This window comes from Mesorhizobium album (genome assembly GCF_033977205.1).
Taxonomy (GTDB): Bacteria; Pseudomonadota; Alphaproteobacteria; order Rhizobiales; family Rhizobiaceae; genus Mesorhizobium; species Mesorhizobium album.
Window position 1 is genome coordinate 16676 of record NZ_JAVIIW010000025.1, and the last position, 18421, is coordinate 35096.

At 62.6% G+C, this 18421-nt stretch carries 20 protein-coding genes and 1 tRNA gene; 4 read left to right on the forward strand and 17 right to left on the reverse strand.

The window, feature by feature from the left end; translation table 11 throughout:
* Positions 1 to 6 precede the first annotated feature (6 nt).
* Entirely contained in the window at positions 7 to 414 is a 408-nt protein-coding gene (locus RFN28_RS20680; protein ID WP_320289137.1) for a hypothetical protein, read from the forward strand.
* A gap of 60 nt (positions 415 to 474) precedes the next feature.
* On the opposite strand, the gene RFN28_RS20685 is transcribed toward RFN28_RS20680, so the two are convergent.
* The 5 genes from RFN28_RS20685 to RFN28_RS20705 form a co-directional block, all read right to left on the reverse strand.
* A complete protein-coding gene (locus RFN28_RS20685; RefSeq protein WP_320289138.1) occupies positions 475 to 1464 on the reverse strand; it encodes a BMP family lipoprotein in 990 nt (329 codons plus the stop codon).
* 202 nt (positions 1465 to 1666) lie between these two features.
* Complete coding sequence (locus RFN28_RS20690; RefSeq protein ID WP_320289139.1) at positions 1667 to 1987, reverse strand: hypothetical protein; 321 nt, start codon at positions 1985 to 1987, stop codon at positions 1667 to 1669.
* Positions 1988 to 2139: 152 nt separating this feature from the next.
* A complete protein-coding gene (locus RFN28_RS20695) occupies positions 2140 to 2841 on the reverse strand; it encodes a DUF2569 family protein (protein WP_320289140.1) in 702 nt (233 codons plus the stop codon).
* A gap of 183 nt (positions 2842 to 3024) precedes the next feature.
* Entirely contained in the window at positions 3025 to 4434 is a 1410-nt protein-coding gene (locus RFN28_RS20700; RefSeq protein WP_320289141.1) for a protein kinase domain-containing protein, read from the reverse strand.
* A gap of 18 nt (positions 4435 to 4452) precedes the next feature.
* Positions 4453 to 5193: a metallophosphoesterase family protein gene (locus tag RFN28_RS20705; protein WP_320289142.1), complete on the reverse strand. Its 741-nt coding sequence runs from the start codon at positions 5191 to 5193 to the stop codon at positions 4453 to 4455.
* A 435-nt stretch (positions 5194 to 5628) separates the two neighbouring features.
* Between RFN28_RS20705 and RFN28_RS20710 the strand changes: the two genes are divergently transcribed.
* Both RFN28_RS20710 and RFN28_RS20715 read left to right on the forward strand, forming a co-directional pair.
* Positions 5629 to 5718, forward strand: a tRNA-Ser gene (locus RFN28_RS20710).
* A 114-nt stretch (positions 5719 to 5832) separates the two neighbouring features.
* Positions 5833 to 7152 carry an integrase gene (locus RFN28_RS20715; RefSeq protein WP_320223723.1) on the forward strand — a complete coding sequence of 440 codons (1320 nt, stop codon included), beginning with the start codon at positions 5833 to 5835 and terminating at the stop codon, positions 7150 to 7152.
* A gap of 78 nt (positions 7153 to 7230) precedes the next feature.
* Here the strand turns inward: RFN28_RS20715 and ftsZ are convergent, their stop codons facing one another.
* Entirely contained in the window at positions 7231 to 8223 is a 993-nt protein-coding gene (gene ftsZ, locus RFN28_RS20720) for a cell division protein FtsZ (protein WP_320223724.1), read from the reverse strand.
* On the opposite strand from ftsZ, the gene RFN28_RS20725 reads away from it, so the two are divergent.
* Entirely contained in the window at positions 8213 to 8482 is a 270-nt protein-coding gene (locus tag RFN28_RS20725; RefSeq protein WP_320223725.1) for a hypothetical protein, read from the forward strand. The two genes, ftsZ and RFN28_RS20725, sit on opposite strands and share 11 nt — an antisense overlap.
* Positions 8483 to 8632: 150 nt before the next feature.
* On the opposite strand, the gene RFN28_RS20730 is transcribed toward RFN28_RS20725, so the two are convergent.
* The 11 genes from RFN28_RS20730 to RFN28_RS20780 are packed head-to-tail and all read right to left on the reverse strand — an operon-like array spanning position 8633 to position 18401.
* Positions 8633 to 8896: a DUF2274 domain-containing protein gene (locus RFN28_RS20730; RefSeq protein WP_320223726.1), complete on the reverse strand. Its 264-nt coding sequence runs from the start codon at positions 8894 to 8896 to the stop codon at positions 8633 to 8635.
* A 3-nt stretch (positions 8897 to 8899) separates the two neighbouring features.
* Positions 8900 to 10147, reverse strand: coding sequence for a TraB/TrbI/VirB10 family type IV secretion system protein (locus RFN28_RS20735; RefSeq protein ID WP_320223727.1), 1248 nt, complete (start codon positions 10145 to 10147; stop codon positions 8900 to 8902).
* An 11-nt stretch (positions 10148 to 10158) separates the two neighbouring features.
* The gene (gene trbG, locus RFN28_RS20740) at positions 10159 to 11187 is read right to left on the reverse strand and encodes a P-type conjugative transfer protein TrbG (protein ID WP_320223728.1); all 1029 of its coding nucleotides are present in this window, start codon (positions 11185 to 11187) and stop codon (positions 10159 to 10161) included.
* A complete protein-coding gene (trbF, locus tag RFN28_RS20745; RefSeq protein ID WP_320223729.1) occupies positions 11177 to 11908 on the reverse strand; it encodes a conjugal transfer protein TrbF in 732 nt (243 codons plus the stop codon). The genes trbG and trbF overlap by 11 nt, the downstream gene beginning before the upstream one ends.
* Complete coding sequence (gene trbL, locus RFN28_RS20750) at positions 11909 to 13231, reverse strand: P-type conjugative transfer protein TrbL (RefSeq protein WP_320223730.1); 1323 nt, start codon at positions 13229 to 13231, stop codon at positions 11909 to 11911.
* Positions 13232 to 13264: 33 nt separating this feature from the next.
* Positions 13265 to 13990, reverse strand: coding sequence for a P-type conjugative transfer protein TrbJ (trbJ, locus tag RFN28_RS20755; protein WP_320223731.1), 726 nt, complete (start codon positions 13988 to 13990; stop codon positions 13265 to 13267).
* Positions 13987 to 16437 carry a conjugal transfer protein TrbE gene (gene trbE, locus RFN28_RS20760; RefSeq protein WP_320223732.1) on the reverse strand — a complete coding sequence of 817 codons (2451 nt, stop codon included), beginning with the start codon at positions 16435 to 16437 and terminating at the stop codon, positions 13987 to 13989. The genes trbJ and trbE overlap by 4 nt, the downstream gene beginning before the upstream one ends.
* Positions 16431 to 16703, reverse strand: a complete 273-nt coding sequence (locus RFN28_RS20765; protein WP_320223733.1) for a VirB3 family type IV secretion system protein — start codon at positions 16701 to 16703, stop codon at positions 16431 to 16433. Before RFN28_RS20765 ends, trbE begins: the two co-directional genes overlap by 7 nt.
* Positions 16700 to 17011: a TrbC/VirB2 family type IV secretion system protein gene (locus RFN28_RS20770; protein WP_320223734.1), complete on the reverse strand. Its 312-nt coding sequence runs from the start codon at positions 17009 to 17011 to the stop codon at positions 16700 to 16702. The genes RFN28_RS20765 and RFN28_RS20770 overlap by 4 nt, the downstream gene beginning before the upstream one ends.
* Before the next feature lie 11 nt (positions 17012 to 17022).
* Positions 17023 to 17991: a P-type conjugative transfer ATPase TrbB gene (trbB, locus tag RFN28_RS20775; RefSeq protein WP_320223735.1), complete on the reverse strand. Its 969-nt coding sequence runs from the start codon at positions 17989 to 17991 to the stop codon at positions 17023 to 17025.
* On the reverse strand, positions 17988 to 18401 hold the full coding sequence (locus RFN28_RS20780; protein ID WP_320223736.1) for a CopG family transcriptional regulator: 414 nt from the start codon (positions 18399 to 18401) through the stop codon (positions 17988 to 17990). The genes trbB and RFN28_RS20780 overlap by 4 nt, the downstream gene beginning before the upstream one ends.
* Positions 18402 to 18421 lie beyond the last annotated feature (20 nt).

Below are 18421 nucleotides of genomic sequence, written 5' to 3' on the forward strand. Positions count from 1 at the left end.
ACGGTGATGGCCAGTGAAGGCGACCGCGTCGCAAGGGCCGGCGACTATGTCTTCGGACTGATGGACGAACGGGAGCGGGCCCGCGCCGAGCGCGACCTTCAGGTCGATCCCGCCTTTCGCGACGCGGTGCTGCGGCTTGCCGAGCGCATGCGTGCGCTGGACCCTGCAGGACCGCCGAATGCGACTTCGGACGATCGCTGGAAGCTTGTGCACCAGCGGCTTGCCGAACTGCCGCAGATGCGGCTTGCCGGATTGAACGAGAGCGAGGCGCAGCCGCCGCCCGTCGTGATCAACAAGATCGAGCGCAAGCCCTACGGCATCGGCCTGCATTCGCTTGGCGGCCGGCTCGGCTTCGTCATCGCGCTCGCCCTGTTGGCGGCCTTCGCGCTGGGCTATCTCGCCGGCACGCTATAAGCCAAAAAAGAAACCGCCGGGCTTTCGCCCGGCGGTCCACAGACTGAGCTTACTTGCCGATCAATACGGGCACTTGTTGTCGGCGGTGTAGTCGTGCACCTGGACCTTGCCGGCGATGATGTCGGCCTTGGCCTTTTCCACGGCCGCCTTCATCTCGTCGGTAACCAGCGCCTTGTTGTTGTCATCCATGGCGTAGTCGACGCCGCCTTCCTTGAGGCCGAGATTCTGGACGCCGCCCTTGAAGGTGCCGTTCTTGCCATCCATGAAGGCGTTGTAGACGGCGACGTCCACGCGCTTCATCATCGAGGTCAGCACCTTGCCGGGCTGCAGGCCGTTCTGGTTGGAATCGACGCCGATGCCGAGCTTGCCGGCATCCGCCGCGGCCTGCAGCACGCCGACGCCGGTGCCGCCGGCTGCGGCGTAGACCACGTCCGCACCCTGGTCGATCTGCGTCTTGGCGATTTCGCCGCCCTTGGCCGGGTCGTTCCAGGCGGCCGGCGTGTCGCCGGTCATGTTCTGGATGACGTCAGTTGCGCCGGCCGACTTGGCGCCGCCGACATAGCCGCATTCGAACTTGCGGATCAGCGGGATGTCCATGCCGCCGACGAAGCCGACTTTTTTCGACTTCGAAGCCATCGCCGCCATGATGCCGACGAGGTAGGAGCCTTCGTTCTCCTTGAATACCAGCGAGCGGACGTTCGGCAGGTCGACGGCATCGTCGATGATGGCGAAGTTGAGGTCGGTATATTCGGCCGCGACCTTCTTCAACGCATCCTCCCATGCGAAGCCGGCCATGACGATCGGATTGCGGCCGTCCTCGGCGAAGCGGCGCAGCGCCTGCTCGCGTTGCGAAGCGTTGGAGACCTCGAATTCGACGTAAGCCACGCCGGTTTCGGTCTTGAACTTCTCGGCGCCGTGAAAGGCGGCCTCATTGAAGGATTTGTCGAACTTGCCGCCGAGATCGTAGAGGATAGCCGGCTGGACATCCGCTGCGAAGGCCGGAAGAACCATTGCAGTTGCGGCCAGAAGGCCGAGAACGATACGTTTCATGTGATCCACACCCTGTCGGTTATTTTCCGTTTGCACCGCCTGCCTGCCCGGTTCTCCGGCAGGCATGCGACGTCAGGCAGGAAGTGTATACCCCTCCCGCTCGCGGGCAATCTGGCATGGCCCGAAACAAAATTCACGCGGAATTTTGACCTGTTGGAAAAAGTGGCCAACCGACCGTTTCGGGCGAAGCGAAACGTCCGCGTCAGTTGGTCGGAGCGAATTCATGGCGCCGCCGCCGGTAGCCGATGGCGTAGAGCAGGAACGCCAGCACCGCGAACACCGCGAAGCCCGGCTGGCTGAGCACCCAGGCGATGATCCCGTCCCAGATCAGCGGATTGGCCTTGGCGCGGACATAGGTTTCGAAGGCGGCGCGCGTGTCGGGCGATACCGCCAGCCAGCTTGCGTTGAGCGGCGTCATCACGAGCGCCGATGCCGCGACCGAACGTGTGGTATCGATCACCGCCATGATGACGCAAACCGACAAGGCAATCATTGCCGCCAGCCGAAAGATGAAACGCAACATCCAACGCACTCCCCGGGAAAAGCTCCCGTCTGCCCCGCAACCGACATAGAGCGTGCGCAACCGCCACGCAATCGCGACACGCGATTTTGAGCCGATCTTGTTTGACGCAATCCCGGACGGAAAACCGCTGCGCACTTTTCCTGGAATTGCTTTTAGGCGCTCGGCGCCGGCTTCCGCCGGTTGACCCGCCAGATGGCGAAGATTCCGCCGGCGATCGCCCCGACGATCAGGCCTGCGAGGCCGACGAAGACGGCGAAAAACCCGCAGGCGCCCTCGAAGCAGCTCATGTGGCTGGCGTCCGCGATCAGCGACCCGGCGAAAAATCCGGCTCCGGCGCCGATGGCGCCGCCAAGGATGATCCCGAGCAGCGCCGCAAGCAGCGAGACTAGGAGCGGCGGACGCGCGGTCTCAGAATTGGCATAGACCGCCTCGGCGCCGGCGCCGGGCCGCAACAGGTAGATGCAGAGCAGGCCGATAGCGATCTCGGCCAGCGTGAAGCCCAGCGCTTCGGCCGAGAAGACGAAGTCGGGCACCAGAAGCGTGTAGCCCTGGCGCACGACGAGCCACAGGATGATGGCGACCTGCCAGATCGTGTAGTGGCGCGGGAAACGCGCCGACCGGTTAAAGGCGAGGCCGAGCAGGTAAAGCCCCCACAAAATGGTGACGACTCCGCCGGCCAGCCCGCCATAGATCATGAAGAGCACGCTTTCGGGCAGGTTGAAGTCGCCGATGAGCCGCCAGCTCGAGATCAGGCCGTAGGCCGACAGCCCCATGACGATGATCAGCCACGCCACGGGGATAAAGGAAAGCCCGCTGTCCGGCTGGCCTGCGGGTTGCTGGTTGATCGATGCCATGTCAGGACGATGCCCCTCGCAAAGCCCAATGCAATTCCAGGAGATGCCGCTCCCGCGCGTGTTGCTTGAAACCAATAGCCAGAGCGATCCAGCGATTCTATCGAAAGCCGAAGCGCTCCGGAACAATCGACAGGCAGTCAGGACCGAAGTCAAGCGCGGCCGATCTGGCCAGGCACCGCGACATCAGGGCAGCCGCCTTTGCTCCTCGATTGCCTTCAATCGGACGACCGACACCGAGCAAAGGGCTCGCGCCACGACCTTGGTCGAGACACTGCCGAGATGCCGGCGAATCGCCGAAGACGATCGGGCGCCGACCACGATATGCCCGACATCATTGTGCTCGGCGTAGCTGAGGATCGCGTCAGCGGGACTGACGGCCTCCAGCACGTGATAGCTTATGCGATCTTCCGGCAGGTGCAGCGGACGCGCCCAGTCCTTCAGCGCGACCAGCCGCCTCAGATAGGTCAGGTGTCCCGATTCGCCGGCGGCCGGCGTGTCGGCGATGATCTCGGTCTTCAACACCGTTACACAGGCCAGCCAGGAATCCTGCCGCGCGGCAAGGACACGCGCGGTTTCGTTGAGAACCTCCGCTGCCAGCGCATCGGTTCCGTTGGCAAGGTCGACCGCGGCCAGAACGATCGGCGGTCCGGCCTGCACCCTGGAGCTGGCCGGCTTCCCCACCAGCGCTTTCTCATCCGTCCTGCGGAAGAGATTCCCGATGGCTTCCCAGATTCTTGCGTTCGATGGCGCGGGCGGCCTGGCGACCACGACCTGATCGGGGTTTCTGAGGTCTGAAAGCACATGCGCCGCATCGGCATACCGCCTGGATCTGTCAACTTCCATGCATCGAAGGATGACGGCTTCCAGCCACCTCGGAATGGCCTTGTCGATGTCGCGCGGCAGCCTGGGCGCATGATAGAGCCTGCGCTTCATTCCAGCGAAGGTGGCCGGACGTCCGAACGGCTCCTCGCCTGTGACGAGCTGATAGAGGATGCAGCCCAGCGCAAACAGGTCGCTTGCGGGATCGGACCTCTCGCCCAGCACCTGTTCCGGCGAAATATAGGCTGCGGTGCCCATCGGCACGGAACTCTCCTCGCCGAGAAGGTCCGGAAGCTCGGCGTGGCGGGCGAGGCCGAAGTCCAGAAGGACGACGCCGCGCTCGGCGAGGATGATGTTCTCGGGCTTGAGATCGAGATGGACGACCTTTTGGCGATGTAACGCCGCAAGTGCCTTCGCGATTTCCGCGCCGATCCTTGCCACTTCGTCCGGCGGCAGTGGCGCGCGGCCGGTCATTTCCGCCAGGCCGACACCGGCGACAAACTCCATTGCGATGTAAGGCACTTCCGCCAGGCTGCCGGATGCTGCAAAGCGCGGCACATGCGGACCCGACAGGCGCTTGAGGATCAGTTCCTCGACCTCGAAACCAAGAATGACGGAGACGTCCCCGCCCGGGTCGAGAAAGGGGATCTTCAGCAGAAGCGGGAAATCGAACTTCGGATTTTTCGCGCGCCAGAGTGACGCCATGCCGCCGGATTGAAGCCTTTCGACGAGCTCGAAACCGTCGATGCTTGCCCCTGCCTCGAATCTCTGCATCCATCGTCTCCAGGAGAACTAGCGGCCAATTTTCAGACGCATGCCAAGCCACGCAGGCAGGCCCGACGCCTGAACCTTGCGGGCGGTTTCTGCGTGATCGTAGGGAACGCGAACCATCGTCACCTCGCGCCGTTCCGTGTCGAGAAGCGCGAAGCAGGCGGCCGGATTGCCGTCACGCGGCTGGCCGACGGCGCCAACCACAACCAGATGCCGTCGCAGTTCAGACAACGGCGCAGCGACATTTGCCAGAGGTGAAAAATGGATCGGCCGGGCGCCCGGCAGGGCATAATAAATGGCCGGAATGTGGGTATGGCCACAGAAGATGAAGCGGGCATCGCTTGAGGACAGACAGCGTTCCGCCGTGCCGATGTCGCGTATGTACACCCATTTCTCCGGCCGTTCGGCGCTGGCGTGAACATAGAGCCGGTCTTCGGACCGGAGCGAAAGCGGCAGCCGCGCCAGGAAATCGAAATGCTGCCGAGCGAGGCGTTTGCGGGTCCACTCGATGGCTACCCGCGCGTTTTCGGTCATGTCGGTCCGGCTGGCCACCACCGCTTCGTCGTGGTTGCCCATGATGCAAACTGCGCCGTCCTCGACCAGATCGGCAGCCTTCTCGACGACGTAGACTGGGTCGGGCCCATAGCCGACCAGATCGCCAAGCAGGACCAACTGGTCCGGCGCCTGTCTGTGGACGGCCTCCAGGACCGCGTCGAACGCCTCGCGGTTGGCATGGATGTCAGACAGGATCGCTATGCGCATTCACCTTGTCCCCGAAACAGCACACCATAGTAAGGCAGCGGCCGCAAAGGGTTTGATCAGGCTCAATGCCGGTGCGCGACTTCACGACAAGGCATTCCCCGCCACCGTGGTCGCCTGGCTGTTTCGGCGATGGTTTTGCCGGTTTGCCGTGGATAAGCTCATCGGCCGTTGACACCGGACGACCGCACGCTGGCGCGCGGACTGCCTTGCCTCCGGACCATTCGCGACAAAAGGCTTTGGAATGCCATTATGGCTTGGCATTCGCTTTCGGATCGACTAGATGAGCCCCGCGCCTGTTTTGCCTAGACGGCTAGAGGTGCGGGGAAAGGGTTGTCTGCCGGTTGAAGGCACCCCAAATAGCCGACGAGGCCTTCCCGAGGGAGATGCATCTCCCCAACCCGCGCGGCGAAACCGGCCGGCGTGAGATGCAAGGACGGAGAGGTGGCCGAGTGGTTGAAGGCGCACGCCTGGAAAGTGTGTTTACGGGAAACCGTAACGCGGGTTCGAATCCCGCTCTCTCCGCCAGCTATCTTCCATAAAAACCATTAGTTTTCAAAAACTTCCTTGCGGCCCTTGACCGCCAGATATCGAAACATATCTCATTCTGTGTAACAAACTGTGTAACATTAGAGTGAGCTAATGCGGCGATCTACAGCGCCACGCCCGCATAAGCGGGATGGTATCTGGTATCTCGTGCGCCGGGTGCCTAAGGAATTTGCGTCGTTCGACCGCCGCGGCTTGGTGCGCATTTCAACCGGGGTGGCAGTTGCTGACGATCCGCGTGGTGTAAGGGCTCGCGATGCGGTGCGAAGTCTCGGCGCGGAGCTCGAGACTTATTGGCGCAAACTGGGTGACGGCCAGTCCGCAGAGGCAGCTCTGCGTTTCGAGGCAGCGAGGAAGCGCGCACGATCGTTCGGGCTGGCTTATCGAACCAATGAGGAGCTGGCGGCGGGGCCGCTGGACGAACTCATAGCCCGCATGAAGCTGCTTCTCGATAGAAATGCCATCGACAACGCAGCGGACGTCGCGGCGGTCATGGGCGGCGTGCAGCGGCCGGCACTGCGCCTGAGCGGGCTCCTCAAGGAGTTCGAGGCGATCGAGCAACAGAACCTGCTGGCGATGTCTCCAAACCAGATAAAGAAGTGGCGGAATCCCAAGAAGCGGGCGATCGCAAACTTGATCGGCGTCATCGGCGATAAGGAGATCGCTCGCATGACGCGAGAGGATGCGGTTGCCTTCCGTGAATGGTGGCAGAAGCGCGTCGTTGGAGGGGGCCTCGACATCGGGACGGCCAATAAGGACATCGGCCACATCTCCAAGATGCTGCGTGTTGTCGACCTCACGCACCAGCTCAAACTGGAGCCAGTTTTCCACCACCTTCGCCTTTCCGGGGCCGTCGCAGCCCAGCGCGCAGCGTTCAGCGAGCAGTTCGTGCAGGAAAAGATTCTCGCCGACGGGGCGCTTGACGGGCTGAATGACGAGGCCCGCCACCTTGTCTATCTAATTGCCGATACCGGACTGAGGCTTTCCGAAGCGGCTAATCTCACCGCAGAGACTATCCACCTCGACCACGAAATTCCGCACGTCCAGGTGCGCCCCAATGGCCGCCGTCTGAAGACCGATCATTCCGCACGCGATATCCCCCTGGTCGGCTGCGCGCTTGACGTGATGAAGCTGCATCCGAATGGCTTTCCGCGATACCGCGATAAGGCGGCTTCGCTGTCGGCGCTCGTCAACAAAGTGCTTGGCAAAAAGAAGCTGCTGCCTACCTCGGAGCATAGCCTCTATAGTCTGAGACACACTTTCGAGGACCGGCTAACGGCTGTCGAGGCGCCGGAGAAGGTGACCGCTTCCCTGATGGGGCACAAATGGATCCGGCCGAAGTATGGCGCCGGACCGTCCCTGATGCAGAAGCACGAGTGGCTTCAAAAGATTGCTTTCAAGCCGCCAAAAGGCTAGCGGCGCCCGTTCTCTCGGGACCGCCCAACGGGAGCGCTTAGGCTCGCGGCATTCCACTGTCGCGGAAATCGCTTCGTCTCAGGCGATCCTTTGCTCAAGCTGTACGACGTTTGTGTCGTTACGCAGGCCCGTTGCGACGACCGACACCCGGAACTTCCCTGCTAATGCGTGGTCGAAGATGGCGCCGACGATAATGTTGGCGTCCGCATCGACTTCTTCCCGTATCCGTGTCGCTGCCTCGTCGACCTCGAACAGCGTCATGTCCATCCCGCCGCAGATCGATACGAGCAGCCCCCTGGCGCCGGTCATGGAGGCCTCATCAAGGAGCGGATTGGCGATTGCGGCCTCGGCTGCCGCCCTTGCCCGGCCCTCTCCGGAAGCCTCGCCGGTTCCCATCATCGCGCGGCCCATGTCACGCATCACCGACTTCACGTCGGCAAAGTCAAGGTTGATCAGGCCTTCTTTCACCACGAGATCAGTGATGCAGCCGACGCCCGCGTAGAGAACACGGTCGGCCATGGCAAACGCGTCGGCAAACGTGGTCCTGGCGTCGGCGACCCTGAACAGGTTTTGGTTCGGGATGACGATCACGGTGTCGGCGCTTTCACGAAGGCGCTCGATCCCGTCCTCAGCAGCCTGTGTCCTGCGCTTCCCTTCGAAGACGAAAGGCTTGGTGACGACGGCCACTGTCAAAATGCCGGCATCGCGCGCGGCACGCGCAATCACGGGCGCAGCACCGGTGCCCGTGCCGCCGCCCATTCCGGCGGTGATGAAACACATATGCGTTCCCATCAGCTGGCCCATTATCTCGTCGAGCGATTCCTCGGCGGCGGCAATTCCGACATGAGGCAAAGACCCGGCGCCGAGGCCTTGGGTGACATGCGCACCCAACTGGATCAATCGAGACGCTTTTGACATGGTGAGCGCCTGGGCATCAGTGTTGGCGACGACGAACTCGACGCCTTGCAGGCCTTCGGCGATCATGTTGTTGACGGCGTTTCCGCCGGCGCCGCCGACCCCAATGACGGTAATCTTAGGCCTCATCTCGAGGATTTCCGGCTTGGCTGCCATTGAGGTTTCTCCCTACAAAGGCGCCGGCTACACTGCCGAGCGCACCACACGGAGCCAGGTCAGCGAGCAGGCGAATCAGGCGATCCCAACCACGATCAGGGAATCAGAGGAGGCGCCTGACTTCAAGGTCGAGCTTAAGACGATCAGGTGTCCTAGCGTCCTCATATTCGGCGCCTTTCTGCATCAGTTCCGCCAGCACGCGGCGAGCCCGGTCTTGGTTTCCGAGCCGCCGTCGCATCTCCTCAAGCTCTTGCTCTAGCCGTTCGAAGGTCGGGGTGTAGGATTCGCCATGACGAACGACCAAATAGGCGGCGACAGCGAGAAACCGCTCCAGTTCCGCCAGAGGCGGTGGAGAACTGGGAAATGCTGCGGAGCGCCGCATGGCCGGTTTGACCTATCTCGGCTTCGACTACTCGGAACCGGAACCCGACAGGCGTCGCGACTTTTCTGTGGCTGGGAAGCCTTCCCTTCTGGCCTTCGCGAAAGCTCGGTCGCCCTCCAGGAACTCGACCAGCATGAACGGAATGAGCTCACCTACTGCCTCGGACTCGCCGTAGGTTTGACGGTATAGTGTCGCATAGTCCTTAAGGGCTTGGCTCAGGTCCGCGCTGATGGTGATGGTGATTTTCGAAGGTGTTCGGTCAGGGAGCTTTCCCAGCTTCAGATTTGACATCACCTACTCCTGCGAGCTTGGATAGGACCGAAGCACGAGATCCTTCTGCACGATGACGCGGAGCGGCCAGCCGGGGCGCACCGTGATTGTCGGCTGAATGTTAAGGTTCTTTTCGGTGATGCGCTGGCCGGCTTGACTGACGTTTTGTTGAGTGGATTCCCGGATCGCCTTGACCAGGTCGCTTTCGTTTTCACCAAAACTCAACTCGGGGCCGACACCCAGCAATGTGGCCAGCGCAACTCCCTTGATCAGCTGCCAGGTGTGGAAATCAACCTTGTCCTCAAGCCCTGCGTAGCCGGCGGTGTCTGTGGCGGGCAGATTGTCGATTTCGATGGAGGAGCCGTCGGGCAGCAGAATGCGCTGCCAGACCAGCAGGGCGCGTTTTTGCCCAAAGGCGACGACGCTGTCATAGGTGCCGATCAGGCGTGAGCCTTGGGGGATCAGCAAGATGCTACCGGTGACAGTGTCGTGCACATTCTCGGTGACCTGCGCAACTACCAAACCGGGCAAGTCGGAATTGATGCCGGTGATAAGGCTTGCCGCGATCACGCTGCCAGCCATCAACTGATAGGGCGAAGCGGGCGTCTGCAGTGCATGCGGATTGTAGATTCCGTTTGTGTCCCGCTGACTGATAAAATCGAGCTTGCGCTGCTGGTCCCCCTTCGCCGAGGCTTCGGGGGATGGACTGCTCTGGTCGCCCGCGGCTGGAGCAATAGAACCTGACGCCCGGGAGGCACCGGCTTGCGGAAGTGCCCCAAATGGCTGCTCGGCACCTTGCTCACTGGCATCTGTCCGCTTCGATCGATTATCGATCCGGAACATGACTTGCGACTCGCGCGCCGAAATCGCCTGCTGGGCAAGGCGCTGCTCCTCGGCGGAGATTTCCTGCCCCGGCGCGACGCCGAGCTGACGCTGTCGCTCAAGGATGGGACGGCCGAGATCGCCTGGCAGTGGTGGTCCAAGCATAGGCACCTTTGGCTTGATCGCGGAATAGTCCTTGGGGAGGTTTTCGAGCCCCTCGGCTGTTGGCTTGCGCTCGGTGTTATAGCGGTCCTCTGCCTGGCCCTTGATGCGCCAGGCCGGCCCTTGAAGCGCGAGCATGGTAACGCCGAATATGGCGCCCGATCCGAGCGCGGCGATAGCGATGATCACGCCGCGCCTGAATCGGACGGCGCGTCGCGGCGATGCTCGCAACTGCAGCTGCTCGGGATCAAGCTTCGGCGGAGCGGTGGAATGGGACGTGTCTGTCATGGGCGCTCCCCTCACCTGCCGAGACGAGAAAAAAGCGAGATCCGCCGCGGCGGCTGCCGGCCGTCGGTTCTGGTGATGCGCACCACCTGCTGTTGCTTGGTCCCGAGGCGCAGTTCGGCCGAAGCGAACAGACGATCGACGATGTAGTAGTTGCCCCGCATGCGGTAATTGACGAGCTGGCTACCTCCGTCAGCGCCGACGATGAAGAGCGGCGGCGCCTCGCCCTGGTCGATGCGACGTGGGAATTCGATGTAGACCTTGCTGCCGTCATCGAAGGCACGCCTCGGCCTCCAGGGCGGCGTGTCGCCGGTGATCGAATAGCGGAAGCGAATATTCTCGAGTGCGACGTTCGACGCCATCGGCGTGACAGCTTCAGCTTGAGCATTGCGCTGGCGCAGCGCGATGATCTGGTCCTCGCTATAGGTCCACGAGATGGCCGCCATTGCGGTCTTGTCAGTGCTTTGTAGCTGCAGGTGATACGTCCGACGTTCCGTGGTGATCACCAGGTTGGTGTTAAGCCCCGGCGCGAAGGGTTTGACCAGCACATGCGTGCGCTGGTTGTCACCGGTGCCGCTGACGGTGTCGCCGATCACCCAGCGCACCGTGTCGCCGGCGGACACGGCTGTCAGTTTCTCGCCTGGCTGCAGGGCAATGTCGGTGACGCGCTCCGGCGCGGCGTAGAGTTGATAGAGCGCACCATCGGTAAAGGGATAGACCTGGACCGCGTTGACATAGCCATACTTGGTGGGTTGCTGCGTCGCCGCCTTGTTGGCATCGGCGACACGTTCTTCGGGGTTGCGCTTGTCCTCGGCGACTTTGTCCGGGTCGGGCTGCAACTGGCCGGACAGCGGCAGCGGCTTTGGCACCTCGACGATCTTGACCAGCTTCTCCGGCGGCCTCTCGATTGTCGCCGGTTTGAAGTCGGCAGCATCATACGAAATCTCAGGCGGCGGCACCGGCTTCGACGCGCAGGCGCAGAGGACGACTGCCGACGCGGACAGGATCAGCGCGGCACGGAACGATCGGGCTCTATTTGTCATTATCGGGCTCCTTTGGGGAAACGGATGTTGGCGTGGCGCTGTCGAGCTCGCGCGACCAGTCGATGGCGTTGATGAAGACGCCGAGCGGGTTGTTGCGGAGCTGATCGGTATTGCTTGGCGGTCGGATCACGATGGTCAGGATCGCCGTCCATCGCATCGTGCTGGCCAGGCTGCCGCGCTCAAAAACCTGCTCGGTCCATTTGACCTGGAACGAGCTGTCGGAAGCCCTGACCACGCTGGTCACCTGCACTGACACGCTGCGCGTGCCAATCTGACCGAAGGGGTCGTTCGTCTTGGCGTACTCGTTGAGGAAGAGTGCTGCGCGGTCGGTGGCAAAGTCGTAGGCCGCCAGCCAGTTCTGCCGCACCAGCACCGGATCGGTGGAGATCGAACGGACATTTTGAATGAAGCGGCCGAGATGCCAGGCGATCTGAGCGTCAGTGGGCTCATAGTCCCGGATCGCTGGTGCCACGGCGCGCGCCTCACCGAAGCGGTCGACCTCGACGACATAGGGCACAACGCGGCTTTGCATCGACTGCCAAACAAGGCCGCCGGAGAGCCCCGTTGCCAACGCCAGGCAGCCAATGGCTATGAGCCGCCAGTTGCGCGCCTGCACCCGAGATGAACCGATGCGTTCGTCCCAGAGCTGGGCGGCCTTCTGATACGGAGTAACCGGCTCGGGCGTCTTGCCGTAACGTTGAACGGGTCGCTTGAAGAGCATCTAGTCGTCCTTGTCGCTGAGAGAAGGATTGGCGCTACCGCCCGGCCTGTCGCCCTCACGGACGGCTTGCATGGCGGCGTGGCGGTGGGCACGGGCGGTCTGTTCGGAACGCAGGCGCCTTGCCCAGCCGGGCGCAGCATCCGCGGCCCTGCCGGATGGGTTTCCTGTCATTGACGCAGTCGGCGCGCCCCCGGTCGCGGTCCATGCGGCCTCGCGCCCGGCATCGGCGCTGCGCGCGAACCCTCCCGCGGCAGATCGTGCTGCCTGCATCGCGGCGCCGCCCACGGCACCCGCCACACCGTGCATTCCGGCAGACACACCGGACAGGCCAGTCTCAGCCGAGGTTGCACGTCCCAACTGCCATGCCGAGGAAGCTGCCGAACCCATTGTCGTGCCGGCTCGGATCGCGGCGAGACCGCCGCCTGTTGCCATGCGCGCACCGGCAAAGGCAGCTCCCCCGGCAACGAGCGCTGATCCAGCAGCGGCCGCCGTGGTCCCGAGTGCGGCGCCGGCGCCAAGCTGCGGTGCGCCGGAGACAAGGCCCGAAGCGATCCCCGGGCCGAATATGCCGAGACCAAGCAGCGCCAGTGCGCCGAGCACCTGCGACATGGCGGCCGCCAGATCCGGCTCCTTGCCTTGCAGAGCGGAAGCGAATTCGCCGAAGAGCGTCGAGCCGATGCCGACGATAACGGCGAGCACCATCACCTTGATGCCTGACGAGATCACATTGCCGAGCACACGCTCAGCCAGAAATGCTGACCGGTTCCAGAGCGCGAAGGGCACAAGAACGAAGCCAGCCAGGGTGGTGAGCTTGAACTCCAGGATGGTGATGAAGAGCTGGATCGAAAGAATGAAGAAGGCGATGATGACCAGGAACCACGCCACGAGCAGCACGAAGATGGTGAGCGCGTTGCCGAAGATTTCCGGAAAGCCAAGAAGCTGGCTCGCTTGATCGAGCAGCGGCCAGGCCCCCTCGAAGCCGGTCGCGGCGATGCGCCCAGGATGCAAGAGATTGTCGGCGGAGAGATTGCCGGAGGACGCGTTGATGCCGAGTCCGGCAAAAGACCGATAGATGATATCGGCGAGGTTCTTGAAATTGTTCAGGATGAAAGCGAAAACGCCGACATAGAGTACTTTGCGGACGAGCCGCCCGAGGATGTTGGCTTCGCCGCCGAAGGCCCACGCCAGGCCGGCAAGCGTGATGTCGATGCCGATCAGAGTGGTGGTGAGGAAGGCGACGTCGCCCGAAAGCAGACCGAACCCGCTGTCGATATAGCGGATAAAAGTCTCCATGAAGCGATCGATGACCCCGAGGTCGTTCATGCCGCCGCCTTCCTTGTCGTGATGAACTGTTGATCAGTTGCCGGGATAGGCCGTGCCGGTCCCCAGGAAGCGCTTCGTCGTCTGTCGGGCGGCTTCCTCCGACTGCGCCTTGCGAGCGGCATCCTCAGCCTCAGCCCGAAACTGCGTCGCCAGCAGCGTCTGGATCTGCATCTGCTGCTTGGTTGAAAGCGCGATCAGCTGGTTGGTGGCCTGGCTTGCCTGAAGCGCGCCAGCTGCCCCTTGGCTGCGGTTCACGAGATCGGCAAGCAGGTCGCCGTCGCCGCGGACATTCTCGACGATCTGCGACTGGACGCCCATGGTCTGGCGGAACGCCTGCATGGCGCTCTGCCAGCGCTCACGCGCGGCGCTCGCCACGTCGCTGACCTTGATCGTGGCGTCATAGCTTTCGGGATATTGCTGTCGCCACTGGTCCTGAAGCTTGTCGAGATCGAAGCTCAGGCCGCTCGCCTGGTCCATCAAACCGTCGATCCGTTGGAGCGAACCGGCAAGCTGGCCAAGGGAAGAGAAATCCAGGCTCTGGAGGTTGCGCGCCATGTTCTGCAGCATGGTCGCCTGGTTCTGAAGCGACTGGATCTGATTGTTGATCTGCTCCAATGCGCGCGCCGCCGAGAGCACGTTCTGCGTATAGTTGGAGGGATCGAAGACAATCAGGGCATAGGCTGGCCGGACATAGTCGGCCAACGGTTTGGCGATCAGGGAAAGAGTGATCAGGCCGGAGAGAAAACGGCGCCGCATCATGACGATTGCTCCTTATCTGGTTGAGGGAATTGCCGGAGAAGCTCGGCGGCCCAGTCGAGGCCGCGTGCATTGAGGAAGTTGGAGGCAAAGCCGTTCTGCCCGTGCTCGGACAGCACGCTATCGATTAGGGTCTGGCTGGCAGGATCGGAGGCACCGCAAAGCGCAAGCGCGATCGGGCCGAGGCCGAGCTCGAAGAGTCGGTTCCCACGGCGCGATTGCAGATAGTACTGCCGCTTCGGTGTGGCGCGAGCGACCAGCTCGATCTGCCGCTCGTTCAGACCGAAGCGTTCGTAGGCTGCCTTAGCCTGCGGTTCCACGGCACGATCGTTGGGGAGAAAAATGCGCTGCGGGCAACTCTCAATGATTGCCGGCGCGATCGCAGAGCTGGCGATATCGGCAAGCGACTGCGTGGCGAAGATGACCGACACGTTCTTCTTGCGCAGCACCTTCAGCCATTCGCGGATGCGGGCGGCAAAGAGCGGATTGTCGAGATAGACCCAAGCTTCGTCGAGCATGAGCAGTGTCGGCCGTCCGTCGAACCGCTCTTCCAAACGATGGAAAAGATAAGTGAGCACCGGCAACACAGCGCCTTGGCTGTGCATCAGCTCCTCGGTCTCGAAACACTGCACATTGGACAAGGCCAGCCGATCATGATCGGCATCAAGCAGCCGGCCGAAGGAACCGTCGAGCGTGTAGGGCATCAAAGCGGACTTCAGGGCGTTGGACTGAAGCAGGACCGACAGGCCGGTCAGCGTGCGCTCCTCAACCGGCGCGGTGGCCAGACTGGTGAGCGCCGACCAGACCGCCTCTTTCACCTCTGGCGTGACGGTGACGTTCTCATGGGCAATGAGGCCGGCGATCCATTCGGCCGCCCAACTGCGGGCAGCCTGGTCGCCGATTTCGCGCAGCGGCTGGAACGCAAGCGCGCCGTCCGCACCGAGCGCGTGGTGCTCTCCTCCCATTGCAAGTGTTGTCGCGCGCGCCGAATTGCCCTTGTCGAAGACATAGACCCGCGCGCCGGCGTAGCGTCGGAACTGGAGCGCAATCAGGGCAAGCAGAACCGACTTGCCCGCTCCAGTCGGACCAACGATCAGCATGTGGCCGACATCGTCGACATGGGTGGAAAGCCGGAACGGTGTCGACCCGCTCGTCTCGGCGTAGAGAAGCGGCGGAGCCTCTGCTTCTGTGACCTTTGTGAGATGCTCGTTTGCCGTCGGGCCGGCCCAAACAGATGACAGCGGCATCAGATGGGCCAGGTTCAGCGTGTGAACGAGCGGCTGGCGAACATTCGCATAAACATGGCCTGGCAATGAGCCGAGCCAGGCCTCGACCGCGTTGACGCTTTCACGGATCGTGGTGAAGCCGAGTCCATTAATGATGCGCTCAACCGCGCGAAGTTTTTCCGCGGCAGCTTGCCGGTCCTCGTCCAATACCGTCACGGTCGTAGTCAGATAGCCGAAGCCGACATGATCGCCGCCTAATGCCTGAAGTGCTTCGTCGGCATCGAGCGCCTTGTTGTCGGCATCGCTGTCAACGAGCGGGACGGGTTCGTTGGTGACGACCTCGCGCAAGATCGCGACGATCGATTTGCGCTTTGCAAACCATTGCCGCCGCAACCGGATCAGCGTTTTGGTGCTTTCCGTTTTGTCAAGCGGAATGAAGCGCGTCATCCAGCGATAGGCAAAATCTTGGTGGTTGAGCGCGTCGAGGATTCCCGGCCGGGTGAGGTTCGGGAAGCCGAGGATGGTGAGCGTGCGCAGATGCTGGTCGCCCAGCATAGGCTCCAATCCGCCGGTGAGCGGCCCATCGACCAGAATGCCGTCGAGATAGATTGGCGTTTCCGGCACCGCGACACCATGGCGGCGGGTGGAGATGGTGCCGTGCAGGTAGGTCAACATCTCGGCATCGTCGAGAACGCGCACTTCGGGCATGAAGCCCGACAGGAGATCCAGAACGCGGTTGGTCTCATCTCGAAACCGCGCCAGCTCCTGGCGCCAATCCCTTTCGCTCTGCGAACGATGGGAATCGACGAGCGCGCTTTCCGCCCGAGCGTGGCTGTCCGGCGGCGGCATGAACACCACGGTCAGGTGATACCGGCTTTCGAAATGCGCGACCTTGCCCTCAAAAGCGGCGCGGCGTTCTTCGTCGACCAGCCATGAGGCCGCGTCGGGGAAATGCGAGGCTGGATAGCCAAGCGCTTCGACGCGCTCGGCCTCGAAGAACAGTGCCCAGCCTGAACCGAGCCTTCTCAGGGCATTGTTCGCCCGGGCGCAAATGCCGATGAGTTCGGCTTCCGTCGCGCTTTCGAGATCGGGACCGCGGAACCGCATCGTCCGTTGAAAGCTGCCGTCCTTATTCAGCACGATGCCCGGCGCCACCAATGCAGCCCAGGGCAGATGGTCGGCGAGCCGGTCGGCTTTGCCGCGATATTCCGACAGGTTCAGCATGCAAGCCACCCCCTCAGACGAAGGTGGCGGACAAGCACACTGGCGAAGTCCGGATCGCGGCGGGCCGCGAAGACCGCGAGCGTGTGACCAGCAAGCCAGAGCACCAGTCCAGCAATCCACTGCTGCAAGCCAAGGCCTATCGCCGCGGCGACCGTGCCGTTGAGGATTGCCACCGCTCGTGGCGCACCGCCCAGCAGGATCGGCTCCGTCAATGCCCGGTGGACCGGCACCTCGAAGCCCTCAATATGTTGCTCTCCAGTGCTCATCCGACGACTGCCCCGCCGCCGAAGGAGAAGAAGGAGAGGAAGAAGCTCGACGCAGCGAAGGCGATCGACAGGCCGAAGACGATCTGGATTAGCCGCCGGAAACCGCCTGCCGTGTCGCCGAAGGCGAGGGTCAGACCGGTGGTGATGATGATGATCACCGCGACAATCTTGGCCACCGGTCCCTGCACCGATTCCAGTATCTGCTGCAGCGGCTGTTCCCACGGCATGCCAGAGCCGGCAGCGTATGCTGGAGCCGTAAGACAGAACGCGAGCGCGGCGGACGAAAGAAAGCGAAGCTTCTTGCGCATGAACTGGCCTTTCAGAACTGTTGGAGTTGGGGAAGCGTGAGTTGGGTGACGGCGTAGTCGCCACTGCCGTCGAGACCGGTGACCTCGGCGATCGCGTCGATGCGGCGCGAGGATCCACGCCCGGCGATGAAGACGATCAGATCTATCGCATCGACGATGAGGCGACGGGGAATGGTGACGACGGCTTCCTGAGCGAGTTGCTCGATGCGATAGAGGGCAGAGCGTGCCGAGTTGGCGTGGACGGTGGCGATGCCGCCGGGATGCCCGGTGTTCCAGGCCTTCAGCATGTCGAGCGCTTCCGAGCCTCTGACTTCGCCGACGATGATGCGATCGGGTCGAAGGCGTAGCGTCGAGCGAACGAGATCGGCGAGGGTGACCGAGCCGCGCCTTGTTCTCAAGGCAACGCAGTCCTTGGCCGCACATTGCAATTCGCGCGTATCCTCGATCAGGATTACCCGCTCGTCGTATTCGGCGACTTCGGCCAAGAGCGCATTGGCAAGGGTCGTCTTGCCCGATGACGTGCCGCCAGCGACCAGGATGTTGCGACGCTCGCGTACCGCCTTCGTCAGCACATCGGCCTGCACCTGCAGCATGATCCGGTCTGCGACATAGTTGGCTAACGTGTAGAGCTTTGCGGCCGGCTTGCGGATGGCAAAGCATGGCGCCAGCACCACCGGTGGCAGCAGGCCCTCAAAGCGCTCGCCCGACGGCAGTTCGGCGCTGATAATCGGATTGTCGGCATGCGCCTCGGCGCGCACATGGGAGGCGACCAGACGGATGATGCGCTCCGCTTCCGACGGGTGCATGGACACGCCAGTGTCGATCCGGCCTTCTCCGAGACGGTCGAGCCGCAGCGCACCATCAGGATTGACCATCACCTCGATGACCAACGGATCTGCCAGCGCCTCGGTGATCGCCGGGCCCATTGCGGTGCGCAACATCGCGCGCCGGCGATGGTCGGCTTCGGGATGAGAGCTCATCCTTCGCCTCCCCCGCTATTCTCCTTGCCGAGCGAGCGTTTCCCGGATGCGATCTGCCGACCGACCTGCTCGACAAATTTGTCGAAACGCTCCTGGGCAATCGCCTGCGTTGCCTTGTCGGGGACCGGCGTATGAGCATGGAGCGTGATCGAAAAGCGGATGAAGAGCGCCAGGCTCTCCAGGATCATCTCTGCATCGCGCCTGACATGACCAAGGTCGCGGGAAAGACGATCGAGCCTCACACCATAGCGCCGGTCGAGCTCATTCTCGCCGCGCCGGTCGATGAAGGCCTCAACCGCCTTTGCGACCACCGCGGATTTGGTGGTCGAGGGGTCGCGGCTAAGGTTGTCCAGTTTCTCGCTGAGCTCCGGCTCGAGCAGAAACTGATGACGAATGCGGTGTGGCTTCATGCGGCTTGTTCTCGACAGGC

Excerpts from the sequence above, each read along its gene's own strand:
- RFN28_RS20680 (WP_320289137.1), top strand. The coding sequence starts at position 7 with ATGGCCAGTGAAGGCGACCGCGTCGCAAGGGCCGGCGACTATGTCTTC.
- RFN28_RS20685 (WP_320289138.1), bottom strand. The coding sequence starts at position 1,464 with ATGAAACGTATCGTTCTCGGCCTTCTGGCCGCAACTGCAATGGTTCTT.
- RFN28_RS20690 (WP_320289139.1), bottom strand. The coding sequence starts at position 1,987 with ATGTTGCGTTTCATCTTTCGGCTGGCGGCAATGATTGCCTTGTCGGTT.
- RFN28_RS20695 (WP_320289140.1), bottom strand. The coding sequence starts at position 2,841 with ATGGCATCGATCAACCAGCAACCCGCAGGCCAGCCGGACAGCGGGCTT.
- RFN28_RS20700 (WP_320289141.1), bottom strand. The coding sequence starts at position 4,434 with ATGCAGAGATTCGAGGCAGGGGCAAGCATCGACGGTTTCGAGCTCGTC.
- RFN28_RS20705 (WP_320289142.1), bottom strand. The coding sequence starts at position 5,193 with ATGCGCATAGCGATCCTGTCTGACATCCATGCCAACCGCGAGGCGTTC.
- RFN28_RS20715 (WP_320223723.1), top strand. The coding sequence starts at position 5,833 with ATGCGGCGATCTACAGCGCCACGCCCGCATAAGCGGGATGGTATCTGG.
- ftsZ (WP_320223724.1), bottom strand. The coding sequence starts at position 8,223 with ATGGCAGCCAAGCCGGAAATCCTCGAGATGAGGCCTAAGATTACCGTC.
- RFN28_RS20730 (WP_320223726.1), bottom strand. The coding sequence starts at position 8,896 with ATGTCAAATCTGAAGCTGGGAAAGCTCCCTGACCGAACACCTTCGAAA.
- RFN28_RS20735 (WP_320223727.1), bottom strand. The coding sequence starts at position 10,147 with ATGACAGACACGTCCCATTCCACCGCTCCGCCGAAGCTTGATCCCGAG.
- trbG (WP_320223728.1), bottom strand. The coding sequence starts at position 11,187 with ATGACAAATAGAGCCCGATCGTTCCGTGCCGCGCTGATCCTGTCCGCG.
- trbF (WP_320223729.1), bottom strand. The coding sequence starts at position 11,908 with ATGCTCTTCAAGCGACCCGTTCAACGTTACGGCAAGACGCCCGAGCCG.
- trbL (WP_320223730.1), bottom strand. The coding sequence starts at position 13,231 with ATGAACGACCTCGGGGTCATCGATCGCTTCATGGAGACTTTTATCCGC.
- trbJ (WP_320223731.1), bottom strand. The coding sequence starts at position 13,990 with ATGATGCGGCGCCGTTTTCTCTCCGGCCTGATCACTCTTTCCCTGATC.
- trbE (WP_320223732.1), bottom strand. The coding sequence starts at position 16,437 with ATGCTGAACCTGTCGGAATATCGCGGCAAAGCCGACCGGCTCGCCGAC.
- RFN28_RS20765 (WP_320223733.1), bottom strand. The coding sequence starts at position 16,703 with ATGAGCACTGGAGAGCAACATATTGAGGGCTTCGAGGTGCCGGTCCAC.
- RFN28_RS20770 (WP_320223734.1), bottom strand. The coding sequence starts at position 17,011 with ATGCGCAAGAAGCTTCGCTTTCTTTCGTCCGCCGCGCTCGCGTTCTGT.
- trbB (WP_320223735.1), bottom strand. The coding sequence starts at position 17,991 with ATGAGCTCTCATCCCGAAGCCGACCATCGCCGGCGCGCGATGTTGCGC.
- RFN28_RS20780 (WP_320223736.1), bottom strand. The coding sequence starts at position 18,401 with ATGAAGCCACACCGCATTCGTCATCAGTTTCTGCTCGAGCCGGAGCTC.